Raw genomic sequence first — 18,428 nt, 5'->3', positions numbered from 1 at the left:
TGCAGCACCTCGGCGAGGTGTTGATAACAACGGACAATCAGCTTCGGGGAGGACGATCAAGTCGGTGGGGACCGGCATTCAGCAGGTTCTGCCGAAGCGGTGTCTGAGCGGGATGATGAGGCAGGAACACCCAGGCAAGCTGAGGATTAATGCCTATCGGCGTCAAATGGCAACCCTGGGTCACGCAATGGCATATATCGGACATACAGCTGTGGTTATTTCCATTTGCGTGCTGCACCCCTGCAGGATGGGCGGATTCGGACTCGCAGGGCATCGCTGCACTATGGGATAACTCCGCCCTTTGAGATATGTCATGACGACTGTTCAAACTGGCGTGGGCGGTATTCACCAGCACCGACAAAAGAAAGGCGGTGATGATCCAGAGAACCCAGTGTGTTTTGGTAACAGACATGGGAATACTATGGCTTGCTGCCAAACATTTATCAAGGAGACGGCTAGACGGGACAACGTTGATCTATTGGCTGTCATGAGACTTGTAATCGCCGATAACTCATCTCGCCTGCATACTTGCTGACGACTCTTGCCTCCCTATAATTCAACCTGAAGCAAACATTGGAGTATTGGACGTTGCTGGACATCACGAAAAAAATTGCTATTCCCGACGAAGAAATTGAACTGACAGCCATTCGCTCCCAGGGAGCCGGGGGACAGAACGTCAACAAGGTCTCATCGGCGATACACCTGCGCTTTGACATCAACGCATCGTCCCTGCCCGATGACTGCAAGCAACAGCTGCTGGTCACGAAGGACCGCCGGATTAATAAAGAGGGTGTGATTGTGATCAAGGCGCAGCAATTCCGTACCCAGGAAAAAAACCGGCTGGATGCACTGGAACGCCTCAAAGCCGTTATTCTATCTGCCACTGCAGTCAAGAAAACACGCATACCCACCCGTGCGACAAAAGCCTCCAAAACCCGGCGAGTGGATAACAAAACCCAGCGCGGTAAGACGAAGGCCCTGCGCGGCAAAGTCATCGATTAGAAACAATCAGATTATTTAATTTATACAGTTGTCCCGACCTCGCTCCATTCAAAAATACCTGCCGTCCTATTCAAAAAATCCCTGACCTCGCCAAAGGCCCGTTTTTGGACATTCACGGCCAAGACACCTATGCTTGTCTTTCAATAGAAAAACAGAAGGATCCCGCTATGAGTGAAATTACCAGCTTCTGGAACCAGTACGAAGGCCCTGTTTTGCTCTTCCTGGTGGCCGTTTTATACCTGCTCGTCTTTTATATCGCAGCACGGATTGTCAAAAGCTTGTCACATCGGCTACTGCTGAAAACCGATCTGGATAACCGGTTCACCCGCACGGTCGGGCTAAATGATGACTTCCCCGTGGAAAAGGTCATCTCCACGACGGCCTTCTGGATCATCATGATCTTTGGCTTTATCTCCTTCTTTGAAAAGCTCGATCTTCAATCAGTGACACAGCCATTAAATGTGTTACTGACCGAGATTTTTACCTACCTACCAAAATTTGCTGCAGCACTCGGTCTGCTGCTGCTCGCCTGGGTCCTGGCAGCGCTCGTGAAAAAAGCCATTGAGAAAGGCGCCACACTGGGCAAACTGGACGAGCGCCTCAACAAGCTTGAGCACGATGAGGAAGACAAGGTAACCGTGAGTCAATCTCTGGCTACCGCCGGTTACTGGCTGGTATTTCTGCTCTTCCTGCCAATGGTGCTGAGCGCCTTGCAGATGGAAAGTCTGGTCGCCCCTCTGCAAAGCATGTTCGACAAGCTGTTCAGCTACCTGCCCAATATCCTCTCGGCACTGCTGATCTTCGCCATTGGTTATTTCGTAGCCAAGCTGGTAAGACAGATTGTCAGTAGCCTGCTGGCCGCCTCTGGCATCGACCGACTAAGCGAGAAGTCCGGTATTCAGCAGAAATGTTCCACACTGGTTGGCACACTGATTTACACTTTCATTTTGCTGCTGGTGATTGTGCAATCGCTGGAAGCCCTGAAGATCGCAGCTATTTCCACGCCCGCGCAAAACATGATTGATATGATTTTTGCTGCCGTGCCTGGCATCCTTGCGGCCTTGCTGGTGCTCGCCATCTCTTACTATGTGGGCAAGCTGATTGCCAGTCTGGTGACGGATCTACTGACAGCAGCCGGGTTCAATCAATTAATTGAAAAGCTCGGCTTCAAGATGGGACTGGAGCGTACCCCGAGTCAGTATGCAGGCAGCCTGGTGCTGCTGGGTATTATCCTGTTCGCGATTCTGGGTGCCACTGAGTTACTGAGCTTTGAACCCCTCAGCCAGATTGTGACCGTCATGATCAGTTTCGCCGTTCAGGTACTGTTGGGTGCACTGATTCTGGCTATCGGTATTTTCATTGCCAGAAAAGTACGGCTGTTGATTATCGAGGCGGGAATGCCCTCTGCAGCAGGCAACCTTGCCAGCCTTGCCATCATGTTTCTGACCATTGCCATGGCGCTGCGTCAGATCGGCCTTGCGCAGGACATCATCAATATTGCCTTTGGCCTGATGCTTGGTGCGGTTGCTGTCGGCGCAGCCATTGCGATTGGCTTGGGCAGTAAGGAGATCGCTGGCAGAGAAGTTCAGTCACTGCTGGATCGCGTCAAGAAATAACGGTCTGACCAGTTCTGCAATTACCCACCGGGACAACCCGGTGGGTTTTTTTCGACGATAAGATAAAAAAGGCCGCTCATAGAGCGGCCCCAAAGGGGGAAATAATATCTAGTGATCCTGTGCCTGCCCGGCGCCCTTGGGATAACGCAGGCTTTCTACCAGCTCCTTGGTATACTTCGGCACTTTCTTTCACTGATATTGATCAGGTTTCATTGCAGCAAGTTATGCGAGATTGAAGTGAAAATTAATTATCTGTTATCTGCAGCAAGACCACCGGTGTCTACAAAGCCACAGCCAAACCAACTGACACAACCACCCAAACTGGGGCAGGTTGGCAATTTAGAAATTCGGCATGACGAGAATGTTGCGGTCGATGAACATTTCGCTGCGTTCATCGCCCATATATAACATCTGCCCATCGTCATTTTGTCTTCTTTCCAGCCCACTAGGCCAGTTTACACCCAGACTCAATCTCTGAAATTCTCGAACTGGAATGGCTGGCCAAGATCAGCCCCTTTGACCAAGGCAATGGTTTCCTGCAAATCATCGCGTTTTTTACCGGTAACACGCAATTTGTCGCCCTGAATCGCCGTCTGTGCCTTTACTTTGGCCTCTTTCACCAACTTAATAATCTTCTTCGCCATCGGTTGGTCTATGCCTTGTTTGAATCGCACCTGCAACGAGAACGTTTTGCCGCTGTGAACCGCCTCCTCGTCCACATCGATGACATAGGGGTCTACATTGCGTTTGACCAGATTTTTGCTCAGCATGTCCAGCAGCTGTCGACACTGGAAATCTGATTCGGCGGTCAGTGTCACCACCTCATCCTTTATCGTGACACTGGCCTCAACCCCACGAAAATCAAAGCGAGTGGCCAACTCACGTTGCGTATTTTCAGTAGCGTGGCGAATATCTACCTGATCCACTTCTGAGACAATATCGAAGGAGGGCATAATAAATCCTGTTGGCTGATATTTTGAGTAGCCAGTCTAGCGGCACTCACCGCTGGAGAAAAGTCGCATGGCTTTCCTGTATGGCAACATATACGTTCGGTCGATAACCCAATAGTGACGTCATCAATGCAATCAAAAGCTACCGTTTACCGTAGCAGGCACCGATAAAATCCACCAGAGAAGTCGTCTTCTGCCTGCCCCCGGCCTTGACCAATTTTCGCAGGTGGGCATGCCGAGAACAAATATCAGCATGTGTCCGAGATAAATGGGCAGATAGGCCAAAGTATTGTGGTCGGTTGTGCCAACCAGGGTGGCGCTCTGACCAAAGTGCCACCAACGCCAGAAGTGACACACGGCCAAGGGACACGCCTGATGACAGAGAAAATTAAGCCCGAAGTGTTTATTCGTTACTTTGTCGCAGCATAAAAAAACTGGCCAGCTATTTATTTTTATCGTTTATGCTGAACGGCATCGTGAATTTGCATTAAACAACAAAGACTTTATCCTCGGTGTCATTTTTTGCCTTATACATTGCCTGATCGGCCCGGTGCAATGCGGTCACTGGTGTATCGTCATCCCGCACCTCTGTGACCCCACAGGAAATGGAAACATCCAGTGGCTTGCCGTTATTATTAAAACCTGCCTTGCGAATTTTGTCGCATGCATCTTTGGCAAACACCTCTGCCCCTGTTATATCTGTATCCGTCAGCAGCACCACAAACTCATCACCCCCATAACGGGCAACAACGTCTGAGGTTCTGGCCCGGACTTTCAGTGTTTCCGCTACCTTGACCAACACCGTATCGCCGGCGTTATGACCAAAGGTGTCATTAATCTGTTTGAACTTGTTACAGTCCACAAATACCAACGATAAAGGTGCATTTATCCGCTGCTTTCGAGAAAACTCCTCAACCACCCGTGCCTCATAACCACCCCGGTTGTACACGCCGGTCAGCGGATCTTTCATCACCAGATCCAGGCTATTCCTCACTTCGCTACGGAGCTTGGTGGTTTCCGACTCCATGCTCCTGACCTGCCTGGTAAGCCCCTTGATCTTCTGCTTGCTTTCCTGGTGTTGTTTGCGCTCTGTTTCAAGGTAGCTGGCCACTTTTGCAGAAAGATTGACCAATCCACTTTCCACCGTTTTTTTCAACACATCAAGGTCATTTTCATCAACGGCTTTACCAATCACCTGCACATCATCATTGACCGCTTTTTCCAACGTAGCCGCTCGCTCAAACGATTCCTCACCATCAGTAATTACCGAAGAAATTACTTCTTCAACACTTTGCAATTTAGTGTGTAAATTTCCCAGGAAACTCTGTGTTGTAAGGCGTTCCTCATTAACCTTGCCAGTGAGTTCAGATAACAGATCGATCACTTCGTCAAGCACTGATCCCAGTGATTCAACAGATTCAGACTCGGACAACTGTTCTTTCAGCCACTTGGTTTCTGAAGGACTACCATTCAAGACGTCCATGTGGGAAATAATCTGATTCAAAAGATCAGTGGCCTTCAATAAAAAGCCATTAAGTTGCCCATTTGTTTTGTCACCTTTCTTTCCATCTTTCTTGTCGAACCAGTTGAGAACACCGCCATAGGAACTCTTTTCCTGAGCCTTGTGAGAAGTAGCGGTACGAAGTAAACGAAACACATCCCGCAGATACTGGAGTTGCTGATCAACCTGGGGAGCTTTGGCCATCTGGCTGGCGAGATAGTCGAGTTTGTTTCGGTAGGACTGATCGACATTGAGAGACTTTATGCTTTCAGCAAAATCCGTCGCGTAATGACTGGTCAAGGGTACGTGCAAATCAGCTGGGGGGTTCTGTTCAAGAGTAATCATATGCCGGGCCAACTGGTCCGATAGGCGATCGAGTTCAGCCCCCTCATCGCCATCTTTGATCGCATGGCGAAGTTTTTTTAGCAACCTCGTCAAGTCGGGGTCCTGGGAATCAGCCAGATGGGTTAATCTGATACTCAGTCTGCTTAGGGAGGACTCGCGATCCATTGAACAATCCTGTGCTAATAATTATTTAAAATCAGTATTGCACGCAAAAAACCTGACGGTGACATCAATTTAACTGTGAAGGGCACCCTATAATATTATAAAAATTTAATCGTAGGTATCTATTAATCCGTTAAGACGATAGACGTGAGCAAGAACTTCTGCTATTGCTAGGTAGAGATTTTCTGGAATTTCATCCCCCAAGGGCACATTGACCAACATACTGACCAGTTGGCCATTCGAGATCAGTGGCACCTCATGCTTCTCGGCAACCTCAATAATTTGCTTTGCGATAAACCCCTCGCCCTTGGCAACCACCGTCGGTGCTCCAGTACCGCTATAGGTTAAAGCTGCAGCCTTCGAAATACTTCGATCGGTTTTTTTTGAAATGGTCATATCTGCTCATCCACACAGTTAGTGTGTATCGTACTGTCTGAAGTCTCTTCGGTTGAACCCCGCCGACACAATATCGTGCCTGTTTCGAGGCCACGACTTTCAAGGGATGAACGCAATAACTCGATCTGATCATTCATCAACTTGAACGTATCGGGAGATGCTGCATAGGTCACAACCGACAGTTTCTTACCAGAAAAAAAGAGTTCGGCCTCCACATGGCCAAGTTTTGGAAATTCCATTCCCAGCCGCACTCTCCAGCCCCGAGATTGTTCCTCTTCTGATGATCGACTTTCGTCACTGCCTATTGAAATAAACAATGTCTGATAACCATCGTTTATTTTCACTGGCAATTCGAAAGCCCAGCGATAACCTCCGGTTTCCCGAGCGTCACCAGCCTGCATCTGGGCAAGTGTAATCCGTGCCAGTGCGCCTTCTAATTTTTGCTGTAGTTCAAACAGGCCATCTGAATCCATACCTCCTGAACTGGATCCCGCAGTGTCCTGCTGAAGCTTGACCCTGGCAAGAATGCGCAATAATTCGGCTTTGAGATCACCTTGAGGCAAGACGCCACCCATCAACAGCAACTGCTTTAAATGAGCCTCCAGAAATAACCCGGACTGATTAAGCGCTTGTTTCAGGAACTTTGGGTCAGCGAGCTGCCTGGCATCAACGGCAAGGCGCTGGATTTGAGTCTGCTCAGCGGGACGAAACCCCAGCAGCGACAGAATATTGACACCCTGTGTGGTATTGAACAGCAGCCGGAAAGGGTCTACTACATCGCCCTGGCGAGGCACGAGAAGTTGAAGCTGACCAGCCATTGCGGAATTCGAATGGGTTGAGAGAGGAACGGGCGTATTGATAATTTTAAGGGTGGGCACGGGGTCAAGACGATTGATCTCCAGCAACAGCTGTGCCCCTTTCTGGACAGGGATATCAGCTGTTGCAGTCACTTGATGGCCAGCAATTCGGAGTATCAGATCACCCGAAGGAGTTTTGTCCGTGACCAGGGCCTGAAGTACCTGACCAACCTGCCACGACTTCAACCAGAGCCCAAAATTTTTCTGGTCTACCCTGGCAGCGGTAAGAGCTAACTGTAGTTCATCCATTGGCGACCATTACCGGCACGCTTCATGCATAGAATATTTGCCTAAGCATAGCACTGTTGAGCTCAAAAGATGACCGACAAAGACCTTAATCTTTCGCTGGATCAAAGCCTGTTAAAGCCTCGGAGAGAAACCGATCAGCGGGACACACCTACTGACACGGCACAGACGTCGCCAGAAACTGACTTGACAGAAGATCACCCCGGTCTCAAACAGCCAAAAACAGAACGACCTCAACAAACGGAGTGGTTGTTGATCGCAGTTCTGGCCAGCAATCTGTTGCTGGTTATCACCATTATTTTTCTACTCACCCAACAGCCGGACACAAACAACCCAGCGGATAAGCTCGCACCGACAGAGAATGACAACAGGTTGTCACTGGAAAGCAAAATGGATCAAATGAACCGACAGTTTGAACAGTCAATTGGTCAGCTGAACCAGCAACTTGAACAATTTCAGGTCTCACTGCTGGACCAGCAACGACAGCAAACCTCGGCACTACTCGACCTCAGCGAAAACATCGAGCAAAAAATCGGCGATCTCAAAAAAGAGAGCACCGAGACAACAACCAGCGCCCACTGGCATGTCAATGTAGGCACCTTCTCTAACAATGAAGCTGCTACACAACTGAAAAAACAGATCGACGCTATCGGCTATCAAGCCGAAATCAACCATGTCTCACTGGACGATAAAATTGTTTATCGGGTGCAATTGCCCGGCTACAAGGACCGGGAAACCGCAGAAAATGCGGCCCGAGAAATCATGGATAAAACCAGTTTAAACGGATTGTGGGCATGGGAGGGAAAGTAACCTGTGCTGATTTATTCTGAACAGACCTACAAAAATTGAAATTAATTCGGGAAAATTCTCCAGCTGATCAAAGATATGAGTTTTACTCTTTACAGTTACCAATGCGCACACGAGAATGATGCCAGTTTTTAGATTGGCCAAGATAACGTTATTTCAAGAGGTATGACTATGGATTTGGCAACACTGCTAGGGCTGGTCGGCGCTATCGCGATTGTCACAGTGGCAATTTTGTCGGGTGGCTCCGCACTGGTCTTTTTCAACCTGCCAGCCATACTCATCGTACTTGGCGGCACCTTTATGGTGGTGATGATCAAGTTCTCCCTAAAACAGTTTTTCGGTGCTTTCAAAGTCGCCACCAGGGCTTTTTTTGCCAAGACGGATAAACCCGAAGATATCATTGCACAGGTCGTTGAACTCGCGAATATAGCTCGCAAGGAAGGGACACTGGCACTTGAAAATCAGGAAATTGAAAATGAATTTCTGAATCAGGGAATTCAGATGCTGATTGATGGCAATGACCGGGCAGTGATTAGCACTGTCATGAAGCAAGATATGATTCAGACCATTGACCGGCATAAATGGGGCGCCAAAGTCTTTAGTGCCAGTGGTGATGTGGCGCCCGCCATGGGAATGATCGGGACGCTGATTGGGCTTGTACAAATGCTCTCGGCAATGGATGACCCAAAAGCCATTGGTCCCGCAATGGCCATTGCTCTGCTGACCACACTTTATGGCGCCATGTTCGCCAACATGGTGGCGCTCCCAATCGCAGACAAACTCAACTTGCGCAAATCAGAAGAAGGTCTGATAAAAGCCATATGCATAGACGGCGTTCTGGCCATCCAGGAAGGTCAAAATCCCCGTATTATCGAGGCCATGCTCAAAGCCTATCTGGAACCGAAGAAACGTAAGGAAGAGCCTTCGGAAAGTGCGGCTGCCGAGGCGGCATAAATGATCGAATACGAAGATGAAGACGAGGGTGCGCCGGGAGCACCCGCGTGGATGGCCACTTTCGCCGATCTGATGTCCCTGTTAATGTGCTTTTTTGTACTACTGTTGTCTTTCTCTGAACTGGATGTTCAAAAGTACAAACAGATTGCAGGCTCCATGAAGAATGCTTTTGGCGTGCAGAATCAAGTTAAAGTAATGGATATTCCCAAGGGAACCAGCATCATCGCACAGGAATTCAGCCCAGGCGAAACCCGGCCAACCCCCGCAAAAACCATCAATCAGATAACCGCCGACACCACCAAACAGTCACTCAGAGTGGGTAATCCTGAAGCCCCTGAGCTGGATGCCAAAAAGCTGAGCGAGGAACAGACCAAAGCCCTGCTCGAAGAGAAACTCAAAAACCTGATTGCCGATACCAAAGCCGATGCAGACAAACTGAGAGAAGTTCTAAAAAAGGAAATCGACGAAGGAAAAATTGATATTGATAACGAGGGGCGGGCTATTACCATCCGAATTCGTGAAAAGGGCTCTTTTCCATCTGGGTCTGCAACCTTGCATCCGGATTTTATTCCGGTCATGGTTACTCTCCGCAAGGCACTGAAAGATATTGCGGGGAAAATTGCTGTCGAAGGACATACCGATGATGTACCTATAACTGGCAGCCGGTTCCGTTCCAACTGGGATCTCTCTTCATCCCGCGCTCTGTCTGTCACCCATGAACTGATCGAAGGTGATGAGCTTGATGACGACCGGTTTATGGTCATTGGCCGCGCGGACACCCAGCCATTTCAGGGCAACACCTCTCCACAGAATCGCGCCCAGAACCGGCGGGTTGAAATAGTCATCAGGCAGGGGCTGGATAAGGCTACCGCTACCAGCATCAACGATATTCAAAAAGCCAACCCTGACCTTCTAAATACACTAAACCTTGGCGATGCAGCTGTGCAAAGCCCGCAATAGAAAAAACTCGAGAAAACCACTCATGAAACAGGGAACCGAGCGCAGAAATTATTATCGCATTGACGACACAATAGGCCTGAGTTACAGACAGCTCAATACAGCTGACAGCCATTCAAGCGTCAACCCCAGTCACAAAGAGATGCCACTGACAGCTTTGCTCGCCGAAATTGACAGGGAATTCAACCAGACAACCAATCTTCTGTGGCAGGAAAATCCGCTCGTTGCCCAGGCGCTGGGATTGCTGAATAAAAAATTGTCGATGGTCGCCGCACTCAACCTGAGCGAAAATTCGACAAGCATCGATTCCTATGAAAATATTATGGTTAATATCAGCGGCTGTGGCATGGCGTTTGATAGCCCGTCAGCAATTCAACCATCCACACAACTCGCACTGACAATTGTTCTGAAACCTGCCAACAGTCGCCTTGAAATGCTGGCGACCGTGGTGGATTGTACTCCGATCAATCAGACTGGCGAGGACACCCACCGGATTAGAGTACAGTTTCTGGGAAATGGTACAGCCCAGGAAGAGTTGATCCAGCATATTGTACAGCGCCAATGGTCAACACCGAGAGAATCCTGAAACCAGTCAGTACGTGGCCTTCACAACACATCCGACAGCCACTAACAGCGCTCGTCCACGTTACCTCCCAGTCTGGACTGCTTCTTCTTTTTTGCGGCCTGTTTTTCGGAAAAAATCTGGTCATCTTTTGGCTTTTGCTCACTCTCTTCCTTTCCCACTACAGGTCGGCTTTTTGATACAGAGCTTATTTTATTCAATCTCACTGAATCGATCATATCGATTCTCCCACAGGGCTTATCGCATTATCTATCGCTATAATTTTCCTTTTTTGTCCAGCAGCGCCTTATACCTTCCCGATAGTTATGGATAATACAGGTACCTGTCAAGATACCTCAGGTTCCCGCTTGATCCTTTAACATCTCAAACTCGTAAATTCTTTGATCCTGGCGGTTTGCCATTGAAGCCACCACTACTATAACCACACGACGATTCTTGGCTCGTCCTGTTTCAGTGGTGTTCTCAGCAATTGGGCGAAATTCACCATAACCGATAGCAGCCATTCTGGAGGCGGCAATGCCATTGCTTTCAAAAAGCCTGACAACTGCTGCCGCACGGGCGGTGGAAAGCTCCCAGTTCGAAGGAAAAATCACCGTATTGATGGGCTGATTATCTGTAAAACCCTCCACATGAATCCGATTGGGTAACTCTCTGAAAATTTTTGACAGTTTTTGAAGCACAGGTATTGAAGCGGGAACCAGATCACTGCCGCCACTGGGAAACAATAGACTCGACTTTATCTCTACCTCCAGCCAGAATTTATTGCGCTTGATGTTGACAATTTCCTCATCTATCAGCGAATCGAGTTGCTCCTCCACATGACCAGCCATCTCATCCACTTCTTTTTCCGCGGCATTAAAAGCTTTTTGCATGATGATATCTTCAGGGGAGAACTCCATCGCCAACGGGTCACTATCGTCGGCTGGCGAGTCCTGATCCTGGGGCAACATGGGTGTAATAATTGGCGCGGGATTGGCTGAAACATCCATAACCTGATCGGGCATCATCAGTGGTGATCGCACCAATTGCCCAATTTGAACCGGTTCAAGAGATGACTTCGGTTGGCGGAAAGCCGACACCATTGAGCTGGAAAGAACCCGGTATTTACCTTCATTAACGGACGAGATGGAATACATGACCACAAAAAAAGCGAATAACAGGGTGATAAAGTCAGCATAGGAAACCAACCACCGCTCGTGATTTTCATTCTCTTGATGCAGTCTTTTTCTGGCCATGGCCTAGGTCAGATACCCTTCGAGCTTGCTCTCGATGGACCGGGGATTCTCTCCCTCGGCTATGGCTACCATCCCATCCACCAGCATATCCCGATATTGGACCTGGTCATTCACCAACATTTTGAGCTTGTTCGACATGGGTAAAAAAAAGAAATTTGCCAACCCCACCCCGTAGATTGTGGCCACAAATGCAACCGCAATACCGGGTCCGAGTGCAGCCGGATCAGACAGGTTGTTCATCACGTGAATCAACCCCATCACGGCCCCAATAATGCCAATGGTGGGAGAATATCCGCCCATCGCTTCATAAACTTTGGCGCTGTTCATCTCATGTGCGGCAAAGCTATCGATCTCGACTTCAAGGATTTTTCGAATGTCATCGGGCTCATTACCATCAACCAGCAGCTGAAGTCCCTTCCTGGTGAACTTGTCTTTTTCCCTGTCTGCCACCGCCTGTAATCCCAGCAATCCTTCTTTGCGAGAAATTTTGCTCCAATCCACCATCTTCTTCATGATGTCGGAGCGTGCCATGGGTGGTGGAAAAAAAATCCATCGAAAGCGCTTTAAAGCATGCAGGAATATATGCAGGGGAGTCTGGACCAGAGTGGCACCGAGTGTACCGCCGAAAACAATAATAAAAGCCGTTAACTGAACCAGCGAGTCAGTATGCCCACCCTCCAGCATATTGCCGCCGATCACTGCAGCCAGAGACAGTATGACTCCGGCCATGGTGAGGAAATCTACGGATCGACGCCCAGCAGCCATTCAGCGCGCCCCTACCCTGTCCACTCGCACAACTGACCTCTGATCCGGGCCAGTGCCTGTCCGTGAATCTGGCACACCCGCGACTCCGAAATGCCAAGAACCGCCCCGATCTCTTTCAGGTTCAACTCATCGCCATAGTAGAGAGACATCACCATTTGCTCTTTGTTTGGCAACTCGGTAATCGCCTCGGCCAATGCAGTCCGAAATCCCGCATCAGCCATTCTGGTAAAAGGATCACTGTCCCCGGATGCCGCCCCCTCCTGCTCGATATCCTCCAGGGACATCATCCGGCATGTAGCGAGCTCCCCTGCCATTTCCTGATAATCAGACAACTCCATCTGTAGTTCCCGGGCAATGTCCAAATCTGAAGCCGGGCCAGTCAGACGCGCCTCTGCAGACCGAATAGCTGAGGAAACCCGCTTCATTTTTTGCTGCACCGAGCGCGGCACCCAGTCGTTTCGTCGCACCTCGTCCACCATGGCACCCTTAATACGAATGGCTGCGTAGGTAGAAAAACTGGCACCCAGTGAGACATCGTAGCTTTCCTTTGCCTGTAATAGCGCGATCAAGCCAACCTGGAGCAGGTCGTCCAACTCGACTGTGTTCGGCAGTCGGGCAATCAGATGCAAACCGATTTTCCTGACCAACGGCAAATGCGACTGAAGAACATCCTCCATACTCGACCGCTGTTCCTGGGCATAAACCATCGCATCAGGCATGATCAAGCATCCAGCGCCAGATTGCCGCAACTGATCAGGCGCTCAACAAAAAAACCCAGGCCCCCTGTGTCCGAACCCGTTTTAAAGCGGTCATCAATTGTGACTGCCAGCCTGTTCAGCGCAACCGCAGACTGACTGCGGGGATATGCCTGTACAACAGCTGCCTGCTGTTGGACGGCCTTTCGCAGGTAATCGTCTCGAGGCACAGCACCCAAGTAGCCCAGATGCACATCCAGAAAGCGGTCGGTGGCTCGCAATATTTTTTCATAGAGCTGGCGCCCCTGCACGGCCCGGTCAACCATGCTGGCGACTACCTGAAAGCGTTTAACACCGCATTCACGATTCAATACTTTAATCAGGGCATAGGCATCTGTGATCGATGTAAGCTCATCACAAATCACCACTAAGATTTCCTGGCAGGCACGGGTAAAGTTCAGCACACCACTGTCGATTCCCGCCGCAGTATCGACAATTAAAGTATCCACGGGAATCGTCAACTCACTGAAAGCACGGATCAAACCCGCCTGCTGCTGGGGTAACAGGGAAGCCATCTCGGCCACCCCGGATGAGGCCGGTACAACACGAACGCCCCTGGGGCCGTCCACCAGAATCTCCTCCAGCGTGCGTTCACCGGAAAAAACGTGCTGAATGTCGTACTTTGGCTTAAGCCCCAACGCAATATCGACATTCGCCAAACCCAGGTCGGCATCAAACAACAGAACCGAACGATCCAGAGCCGCCAGGCTCACCGCAAGATTGATCGCGATATTGGTTTTCCCCACCCCACCTTTGCCACTGGTGACGGCAATGACGTTAACAGGGGACGGCGAAGCCATCTTTTGCAGGCCTTCAGCTTGATTGAACATGGGATACCTAAACTGCGACCGAACTGGTCATGGGGGTTTTATCCAGTTTCCGATCAATTGATCGTTCTTCTGCTTCCATTAGATCCGCTGCCTTGCCCATCAGATATTCCACCCGGGCAGGAGCGATATCTTCAGGGACTTTCTGGCCTGCACTGACATAGGCCAACGGCAGATTGTTCTTGATAACCAGATCAAGTAGTCCACCGAGACTGGAGGATTCATCTACTTTGGTCACCATGGCGCCAGCCAGTGCCTGACGACCAAATACCTGGATCAACTCTTTCAAAGAACCGGATTGCGCCGTGGCAGAAAGTACCAAATACGCATCGATGTCATAACCTACAGATTTCAGCGTATTGAATTGCTCATAAAGACGGATATCCCGTTGACTCATGCCCGCAGTGTCGATCAGCACCAGTTTTCGGGAGGAGAGTTGGTCGAGTGCCGCCTTCAGCTGGAAGCCGTCTGTTGCCACAATCATCGGAATACCCAGGTAACCGGCAAACGTTTCGAGCTGTTCCTGCCCGCCAATCCGGTAACAGTCAGTAGTAATCAGTCCGACCTGTTTGGCACCGTGACGCATCACAAATCTGGCAGCCAGTTTAGCAATGGTGGTGGTTTTACCCACACCGGTTGAACCAACCAACGCGACCACACCACCATCGTTGAGCAGGCTGTCACCGGTCACCCGAATTTTCCTGGAAAGCATGGTCAGAGATTTTTTCCAGATGTCTTCAAGATCACCTTTGGCCGGCAGCCGATCGACGACGGCACCGCTGAGCCAGCGGGACAGGCCGAGCTTCGTCAAACGGCTAAACAGTGCCGCCTTTACCGAGGGCTTTTCAGCCATTTCTCGCCAAGCCAATTGAGCCAGCTCGCCTTCAAGCAGGCCACGGAGGTTTCCCAGTTCCCGCTGCAAATCTCCCAGTGTTGGGGTGTCGGGTACGGAGCCTGTTTCCGGTTCAGTAAACCGGGGCTTTGGGGACTCCTGAGGATTGAGATCGCGCTCGTCAAAGTCCACTGCTGCCACCAGTTCGATTTGATCGCCAACGTTTTTGCTGGACAGAATGACCGCATCCGCACCCATCTCGGCGCGAATTCTGGCCATGGCACTGCGGCTATCCTTATCGACAAAACGCTTGATCTTCATGCTGCTACTTCCTCACTAATCACTAATCTTCTGAAACGGCATCAGGGCCAAAAGCCGATCCGGTTAATCAACCATTGAGCTGGTTATTGCCAATCGTGGCCACCACTTTAATATTTTTACTGGCGGGGATTTCTTCATAGGCGAGGATATAAAAATTACCTATTCGACCCCGCAGCAAACGCGACAGGAATAATCTCACCTGACTGGCCACCAGCAATACCGGGTTTTTACCCTGGGCTTCAATTTTTCCGGAAGCGGCAACAATTTGCCCGATAACATTTTCAACCAGTGCAGGTTCAAGCCCGCCGGCATTCCCCTGTACTGCACCTTGCAATATCTGTTCCAGCTGTGAATCAAACACCATTACAGCCATCTCATCCCCTACACCATTAGCGGTCTGGAAGATTGTCTTGCCCAGTGCAATGCGAACCTGACTGGTTAAAGCGTCAGGATCCTGACTCTTTGCACCGTGTTCTGCCAAAGCTTCGGCGATTGTCTTCACATCCCTGATCGGGAGGCCTTCCTCCAGCAGGTTCTGCATCACCTTGGTCACCACACCCAGCCCCAATGGCTTGGGCACCAGGTTTTCCACCAGTTTTGGCGAAGTCCGGGACAATTTGTCCAGCAACTGTTGAACACCATCCTGCCCCAACAACTCCTGGGCATTGTTCTTGATCAGTTGACTCAGGTGCGTGGCGATCACTGTGCTGCAATCCACCACGGTAAAACCCATCGCCTGGGCATCATCCCGTTGGGAACTGTCGATCCAGACGGCATCGAGTCCAAAAGTGGGGTCTTTGGTCGCCGCCCCCTCCAATTCCCCGTAAACCTGGCCGGGGTTAATCGCCAGCTCCTTACCGGGAAACACCTCGCCCTGCCCGACTATCACGTCGTGAAAACCAAGGCGGTATTCGTTGGGAGAAAGGTCCAGGTTGTCGCGAATATGCACTGAGTGCACCAGAAAACCGAGCTCCTGGGACAGCTTTTTACGAACACCCTTGATGCGGGTCAGCAATTCACCACCCTGTTTTTTGTCCACCAGTGAAATCAGTCGGTAACCCACCTCGAGGCCTATTTCATCGACCATTTCCACATCGTCCCAACTGAGGTCCCGTGACTCGGCAGGCTTTTCAGCAGGAGCGGGCTCATCAGGAAGCAACTCAACTTTCTGCCGCTGTAATTGCATATAAGCCAGTGCGCCAAGCAAACCGGCCAAACCCAGAAAGACCAGGTTGGGCATCCCCGGCACCAGCCCCATGGTGCCGATCAGTGCAGCCGTCACAAACAGCACTCGGGTGTTACTGAATAACTGGGTTAATACTTCCTCGCCCATATCCTGTGAGCTGGACACACGGGTGACAATAATGGCCGCAGCAGTGGACAGCAGCAGTGACGGGATCTGTGCTACCAAGCCATCACCTATGGTGAGCAGAACATAATTGTGGGCGGCCTCACCGGCGCTGAGGTCGTGTTGCAACACCCCCACGGAAAAGCCGCCAATAATATTGATAAACAGAATCAGAATGCCCGCCACTGCATCCCCGCGCACGAACTTGCTGGCACCGTCCATGGCACCATAAAAATCCGACTCCTGAGAGACCTCCTGACGACGGAGTAATGCCTCGTCCTGGGTGATCAGCCCGGCATTCAGGTCTGCATCAATGGCCATCTGCTTGCCGGGCATGGCATCCAGGGTAAACCTGGCGGTCACTTCCGAGATTCGACCGGCGCCCTTGGTAACCACCACAAAATTGATAATGACCAGAATGGCAAAGACAACCAGGCCTACGGCATAGCTACCGCCAACCACAAACTCCCCAAAGGCCTGAATCACTTTGCCGGCAGCACCCGTACCCTCGTGGCCTTCCAGTAGAACAACCCGGGTTGAAGCGACGTTCAACGCCAGTCGCAATAATGTGGCAATCAATAGAACCGTGGGAAAGACAGCAAAGTCGAGAGGCCGTCGGGAGTAAACCGAGGCCAGCAGGACAATGATGGCCAGCGCGATGTTGAAGGTAAACAGCAGATCCAGCACAAACGCTGGCAGCGGTAATACCATCATCACCAGCATCATGAACAGCAGCACGGGGGTCCCCAGACCGGCCAGGGATGAAAAATTGAAGCCGCTATCGGACGCAGTGGTATTGGTCATTTTATTCATGATCGTCTACCTGATCCTCGCTGATTTGGTCCCGGTATTCATCCGGGACCCACAAGTCTTCCGGCGGGGCCACATACTCGGTGCTGGGCGCCCGTTTCAGTTGATAGACATAGGCCAGCACCCTGGCCACGGCGAGGTACAGATTCTGTGGAATCTCCTGACCGATATCGGTGCTGGCATAGAGGGCACGTGCCAACGGGGGCGCAGAGAAGATAGGCACATCAACCTCTTCTGCCAGGGTGCGGATCCTGAAAGCCACCAGGTCCCGACCTTTTGCCACCACCATTGGCGCCGCTCCCGGCCGACTATCGTATTTCAGAGCCACAGAGAAATGGGTCGGGTTGGTAATCACCACATCGGCTTTGGGCACATCCTGCATCATCCGCCCCTGGGAAATTTCACGCTGCAGGGAACGGATACGACTTTTCACCTCGGGTTTACCCTCGGTTTCCTTCATCTCATCACGCACTTCCTGGCGCGTCATTTTCAGTTGCCTGTTGTGGTCCCACAGGGAAAATGGCACGTCGAGAATCACTATAAAAATCAGACTGAAGCTGAGTAAAATCAGACTCCATAACAGCAACGATATACTTTCACTCATCGCCAGAGCTGGAGGACGGCTGGCTAATAACAGAATTTCTTCACTGTACTGATAAAAGAGAAAAACAGTCGCACCAATCACCAGGAAAAACTTAAACAGCGTCTTCACCAGCTCCATCAAACCTTTCGCGGAAAACAGCCGTCCAATACCTTTGACAGGATCCAGTTTTTCAAACTTGAAAGCCATTGCCGAAACACTGAACGACCAGCCACCCATCAATAAAGGACCGGCAAAAGCGCCGATCACCGTCACGCCGAAAAAAGGCACCAAAACCATTAGTGAAGACATCATCAGCTCGCCAAAACGCACTGTGATCATCGACGTGTTAAAGGCAGTTGCGCGATCAAAACTGAGCGACTGCTCGACTAACAATGCAAACTCGCTCGTCAATGTAGACCCCATTATTAACATGGCGATGGCACCCACCAACAGCGACAGCATGGTATTCAATTCGCGGGATCGGGGAACCTGGCCTTTTTTTCGAGACTCCTGCTTGCGCCGTTCCGTCGGCTGTTCGGTGCGCTCCTGTGATGCCTGTTGATCTTCTGCCATACC

Annotated in this window: 19 protein-coding genes; 7 read left to right on the top strand and 12 right to left on the bottom strand. The window is 50.5% G+C overall.

What is annotated here, in order from left to right:
• Positions 1-37: 37 nt before the first annotated feature.
• Entirely contained in the window at positions 38-412 is a 375-nt protein-coding gene (locus tag U740_RS12115; RefSeq protein ID WP_152556803.1) for a hypothetical protein, read from the bottom strand.
• A gap of 161 nt (positions 413-573) precedes the next feature.
• Between U740_RS12115 and arfB the strand changes: the two genes are divergently transcribed.
• The gene (gene arfB, locus U740_RS07120; RefSeq protein WP_456107054.1) at positions 574-1,002 is read left to right on the top strand and encodes an alternative ribosome rescue aminoacyl-tRNA hydrolase ArfB; all 429 of its coding nucleotides are present in this window, start codon (positions 574-576) and stop codon (positions 1,000-1,002) included.
• A 167-nt stretch (positions 1,003-1,169) separates the two neighbouring features.
• Entirely contained in the window at positions 1,170-2,618 is a 1,449-nt protein-coding gene (locus U740_RS07115) for a mechanosensitive ion channel (protein ID WP_051921280.1), read from the top strand.
• Between the two features lie 467 nt (positions 2,619-3,085).
• Here U740_RS07115 and U740_RS07105 read toward each other — a convergent pair whose 3' ends face one another.
• Positions 3,086-3,571 carry a YajQ family cyclic di-GMP-binding protein gene (locus U740_RS07105; protein WP_036859954.1) on the bottom strand — a complete coding sequence of 162 codons (486 nt, stop codon included), beginning with the start codon at positions 3,569-3,571 and terminating at the stop codon, positions 3,086-3,088.
• Between the two features lie 252 nt (positions 3,572-3,823).
• Here U740_RS07105 and U740_RS12200 point away from each other — a divergent pair, with 252 nt between their 5' ends.
• Positions 3,824-3,997: a hypothetical protein gene (locus U740_RS12200; protein ID WP_160172057.1), complete on the top strand. Its 174-nt coding sequence runs from the start codon at positions 3,824-3,826 to the stop codon at positions 3,995-3,997.
• A 58-nt stretch (positions 3,998-4,055) separates the two neighbouring features.
• On the opposite strand, the gene U740_RS07100 is transcribed toward U740_RS12200, so the two are convergent.
• The 3 genes from U740_RS07100 to fliK form a co-directional block, all read right to left on the bottom strand.
• Entirely contained in the window at positions 4,056-5,579 is a 1,524-nt protein-coding gene (locus U740_RS07100) for a diguanylate cyclase (RefSeq protein WP_036859953.1), read from the bottom strand.
• A gap of 105 nt (positions 5,580-5,684) precedes the next feature.
• A complete protein-coding gene (locus U740_RS07095) occupies positions 5,685-5,972 on the bottom strand; it encodes an EscU/YscU/HrcU family type III secretion system export apparatus switch protein (RefSeq protein ID WP_036859951.1) in 288 nt (95 codons plus the stop codon).
• A complete protein-coding gene (fliK, locus tag U740_RS07090; protein ID WP_036859950.1) occupies positions 5,969-7,078 on the bottom strand; it encodes a flagellar hook-length control protein FliK in 1,110 nt (369 codons plus the stop codon). The genes U740_RS07095 and fliK overlap by 4 nt, the downstream gene beginning before the upstream one ends.
• A 69-nt stretch (positions 7,079-7,147) precedes the next feature.
• Here fliK and U740_RS07085 point away from each other — a divergent pair, with 69 nt between their 5' ends.
• From U740_RS07085 to U740_RS07070, 4 genes are all read left to right on the top strand, one after another.
• Positions 7,148-7,885 (top strand): SPOR domain-containing protein, encoded by a 738-nt coding sequence (locus U740_RS07085; RefSeq protein ID WP_036859949.1) that lies wholly within the window; start codon positions 7,148-7,150, stop codon positions 7,883-7,885.
• A gap of 168 nt (positions 7,886-8,053) precedes the next feature.
• The gene (gene pomA / locus U740_RS07080) at positions 8,054-8,836 is read left to right on the top strand and encodes a flagellar motor protein PomA (protein WP_036859948.1); all 783 of its coding nucleotides are present in this window, start codon (positions 8,054-8,056) and stop codon (positions 8,834-8,836) included.
• On the top strand, positions 8,837-9,796 hold the full coding sequence (locus tag U740_RS07075; RefSeq protein ID WP_081890875.1) for a flagellar motor protein MotB: 960 nt from the start codon (positions 8,837-8,839) through the stop codon (positions 9,794-9,796).
• A 22-nt stretch (positions 9,797-9,818) separates the two neighbouring features.
• The gene (locus tag U740_RS07070; RefSeq protein WP_036859947.1) at positions 9,819-10,379 is read left to right on the top strand and encodes a PilZ domain-containing protein; all 561 of its coding nucleotides are present in this window, start codon (positions 9,819-9,821) and stop codon (positions 10,377-10,379) included.
• Positions 10,380-10,711: 332 nt separating this feature from the next.
• Here the strand turns inward: U740_RS07070 and motD are convergent, their stop codons facing one another.
• The 7 genes from motD to flhB all read right to left on the bottom strand — a co-directional run bounded on the left by motD (position 10,712) and on the right by flhB (position 18,425).
• Entirely contained in the window at positions 10,712-11,611 is a 900-nt protein-coding gene (gene motD / locus U740_RS07065; protein WP_036859946.1) for a flagellar motor protein MotD, read from the bottom strand.
• Positions 11,612-11,614: 3 nt separating this feature from the next.
• Positions 11,615-12,376, bottom strand: coding sequence for a flagellar motor protein (locus U740_RS07060; protein ID WP_036859945.1), 762 nt, complete (start codon positions 12,374-12,376; stop codon positions 11,615-11,617).
• A gap of 11 nt (positions 12,377-12,387) precedes the next feature.
• The gene (locus U740_RS07055) at positions 12,388-13,095 is read right to left on the bottom strand and encodes an RNA polymerase sigma factor FliA (protein WP_051921279.1); all 708 of its coding nucleotides are present in this window, start codon (positions 13,093-13,095) and stop codon (positions 12,388-12,390) included.
• A 2-nt stretch (positions 13,096-13,097) separates the two neighbouring features.
• Positions 13,098-13,961 (bottom strand): MinD/ParA family protein, encoded by an 864-nt coding sequence (locus tag U740_RS07050; RefSeq protein WP_036859944.1) that lies wholly within the window; start codon positions 13,959-13,961, stop codon positions 13,098-13,100.
• Positions 13,962-13,968: 7 nt separating this feature from the next.
• Positions 13,969-15,111, bottom strand: coding sequence for a flagellar biosynthesis GTPase FlhF (gene flhF, locus U740_RS07045; RefSeq protein ID WP_036859943.1), 1,143 nt, complete (start codon positions 15,109-15,111; stop codon positions 13,969-13,971).
• Between the two features lie 67 nt (positions 15,112-15,178).
• Positions 15,179-17,272, bottom strand: coding sequence for a flagellar biosynthesis protein FlhA (gene flhA / locus U740_RS07040; protein WP_407674708.1), 2,094 nt, complete (start codon positions 17,270-17,272; stop codon positions 15,179-15,181).
• On the bottom strand, positions 17,265-18,425 hold the full coding sequence (gene flhB, locus U740_RS07035; protein ID WP_036859942.1) for a flagellar biosynthesis protein FlhB: 1,161 nt from the start codon (positions 18,423-18,425) through the stop codon (positions 17,265-17,267). Before flhB ends, flhA begins: the two co-directional genes overlap by 8 nt.
• Between the last annotated feature and the right edge of the window lie 3 nt (positions 18,426-18,428).

This window comes from Porticoccus hydrocarbonoclasticus MCTG13d (assembly GCF_000744735.1).
Classification (GTDB): domain Bacteria; phylum Pseudomonadota; class Gammaproteobacteria; order Pseudomonadales; family Porticoccaceae; genus Porticoccus; species Porticoccus hydrocarbonoclasticus.
This window is presented reverse-complemented; position numbering and strand designations above follow the sequence as displayed.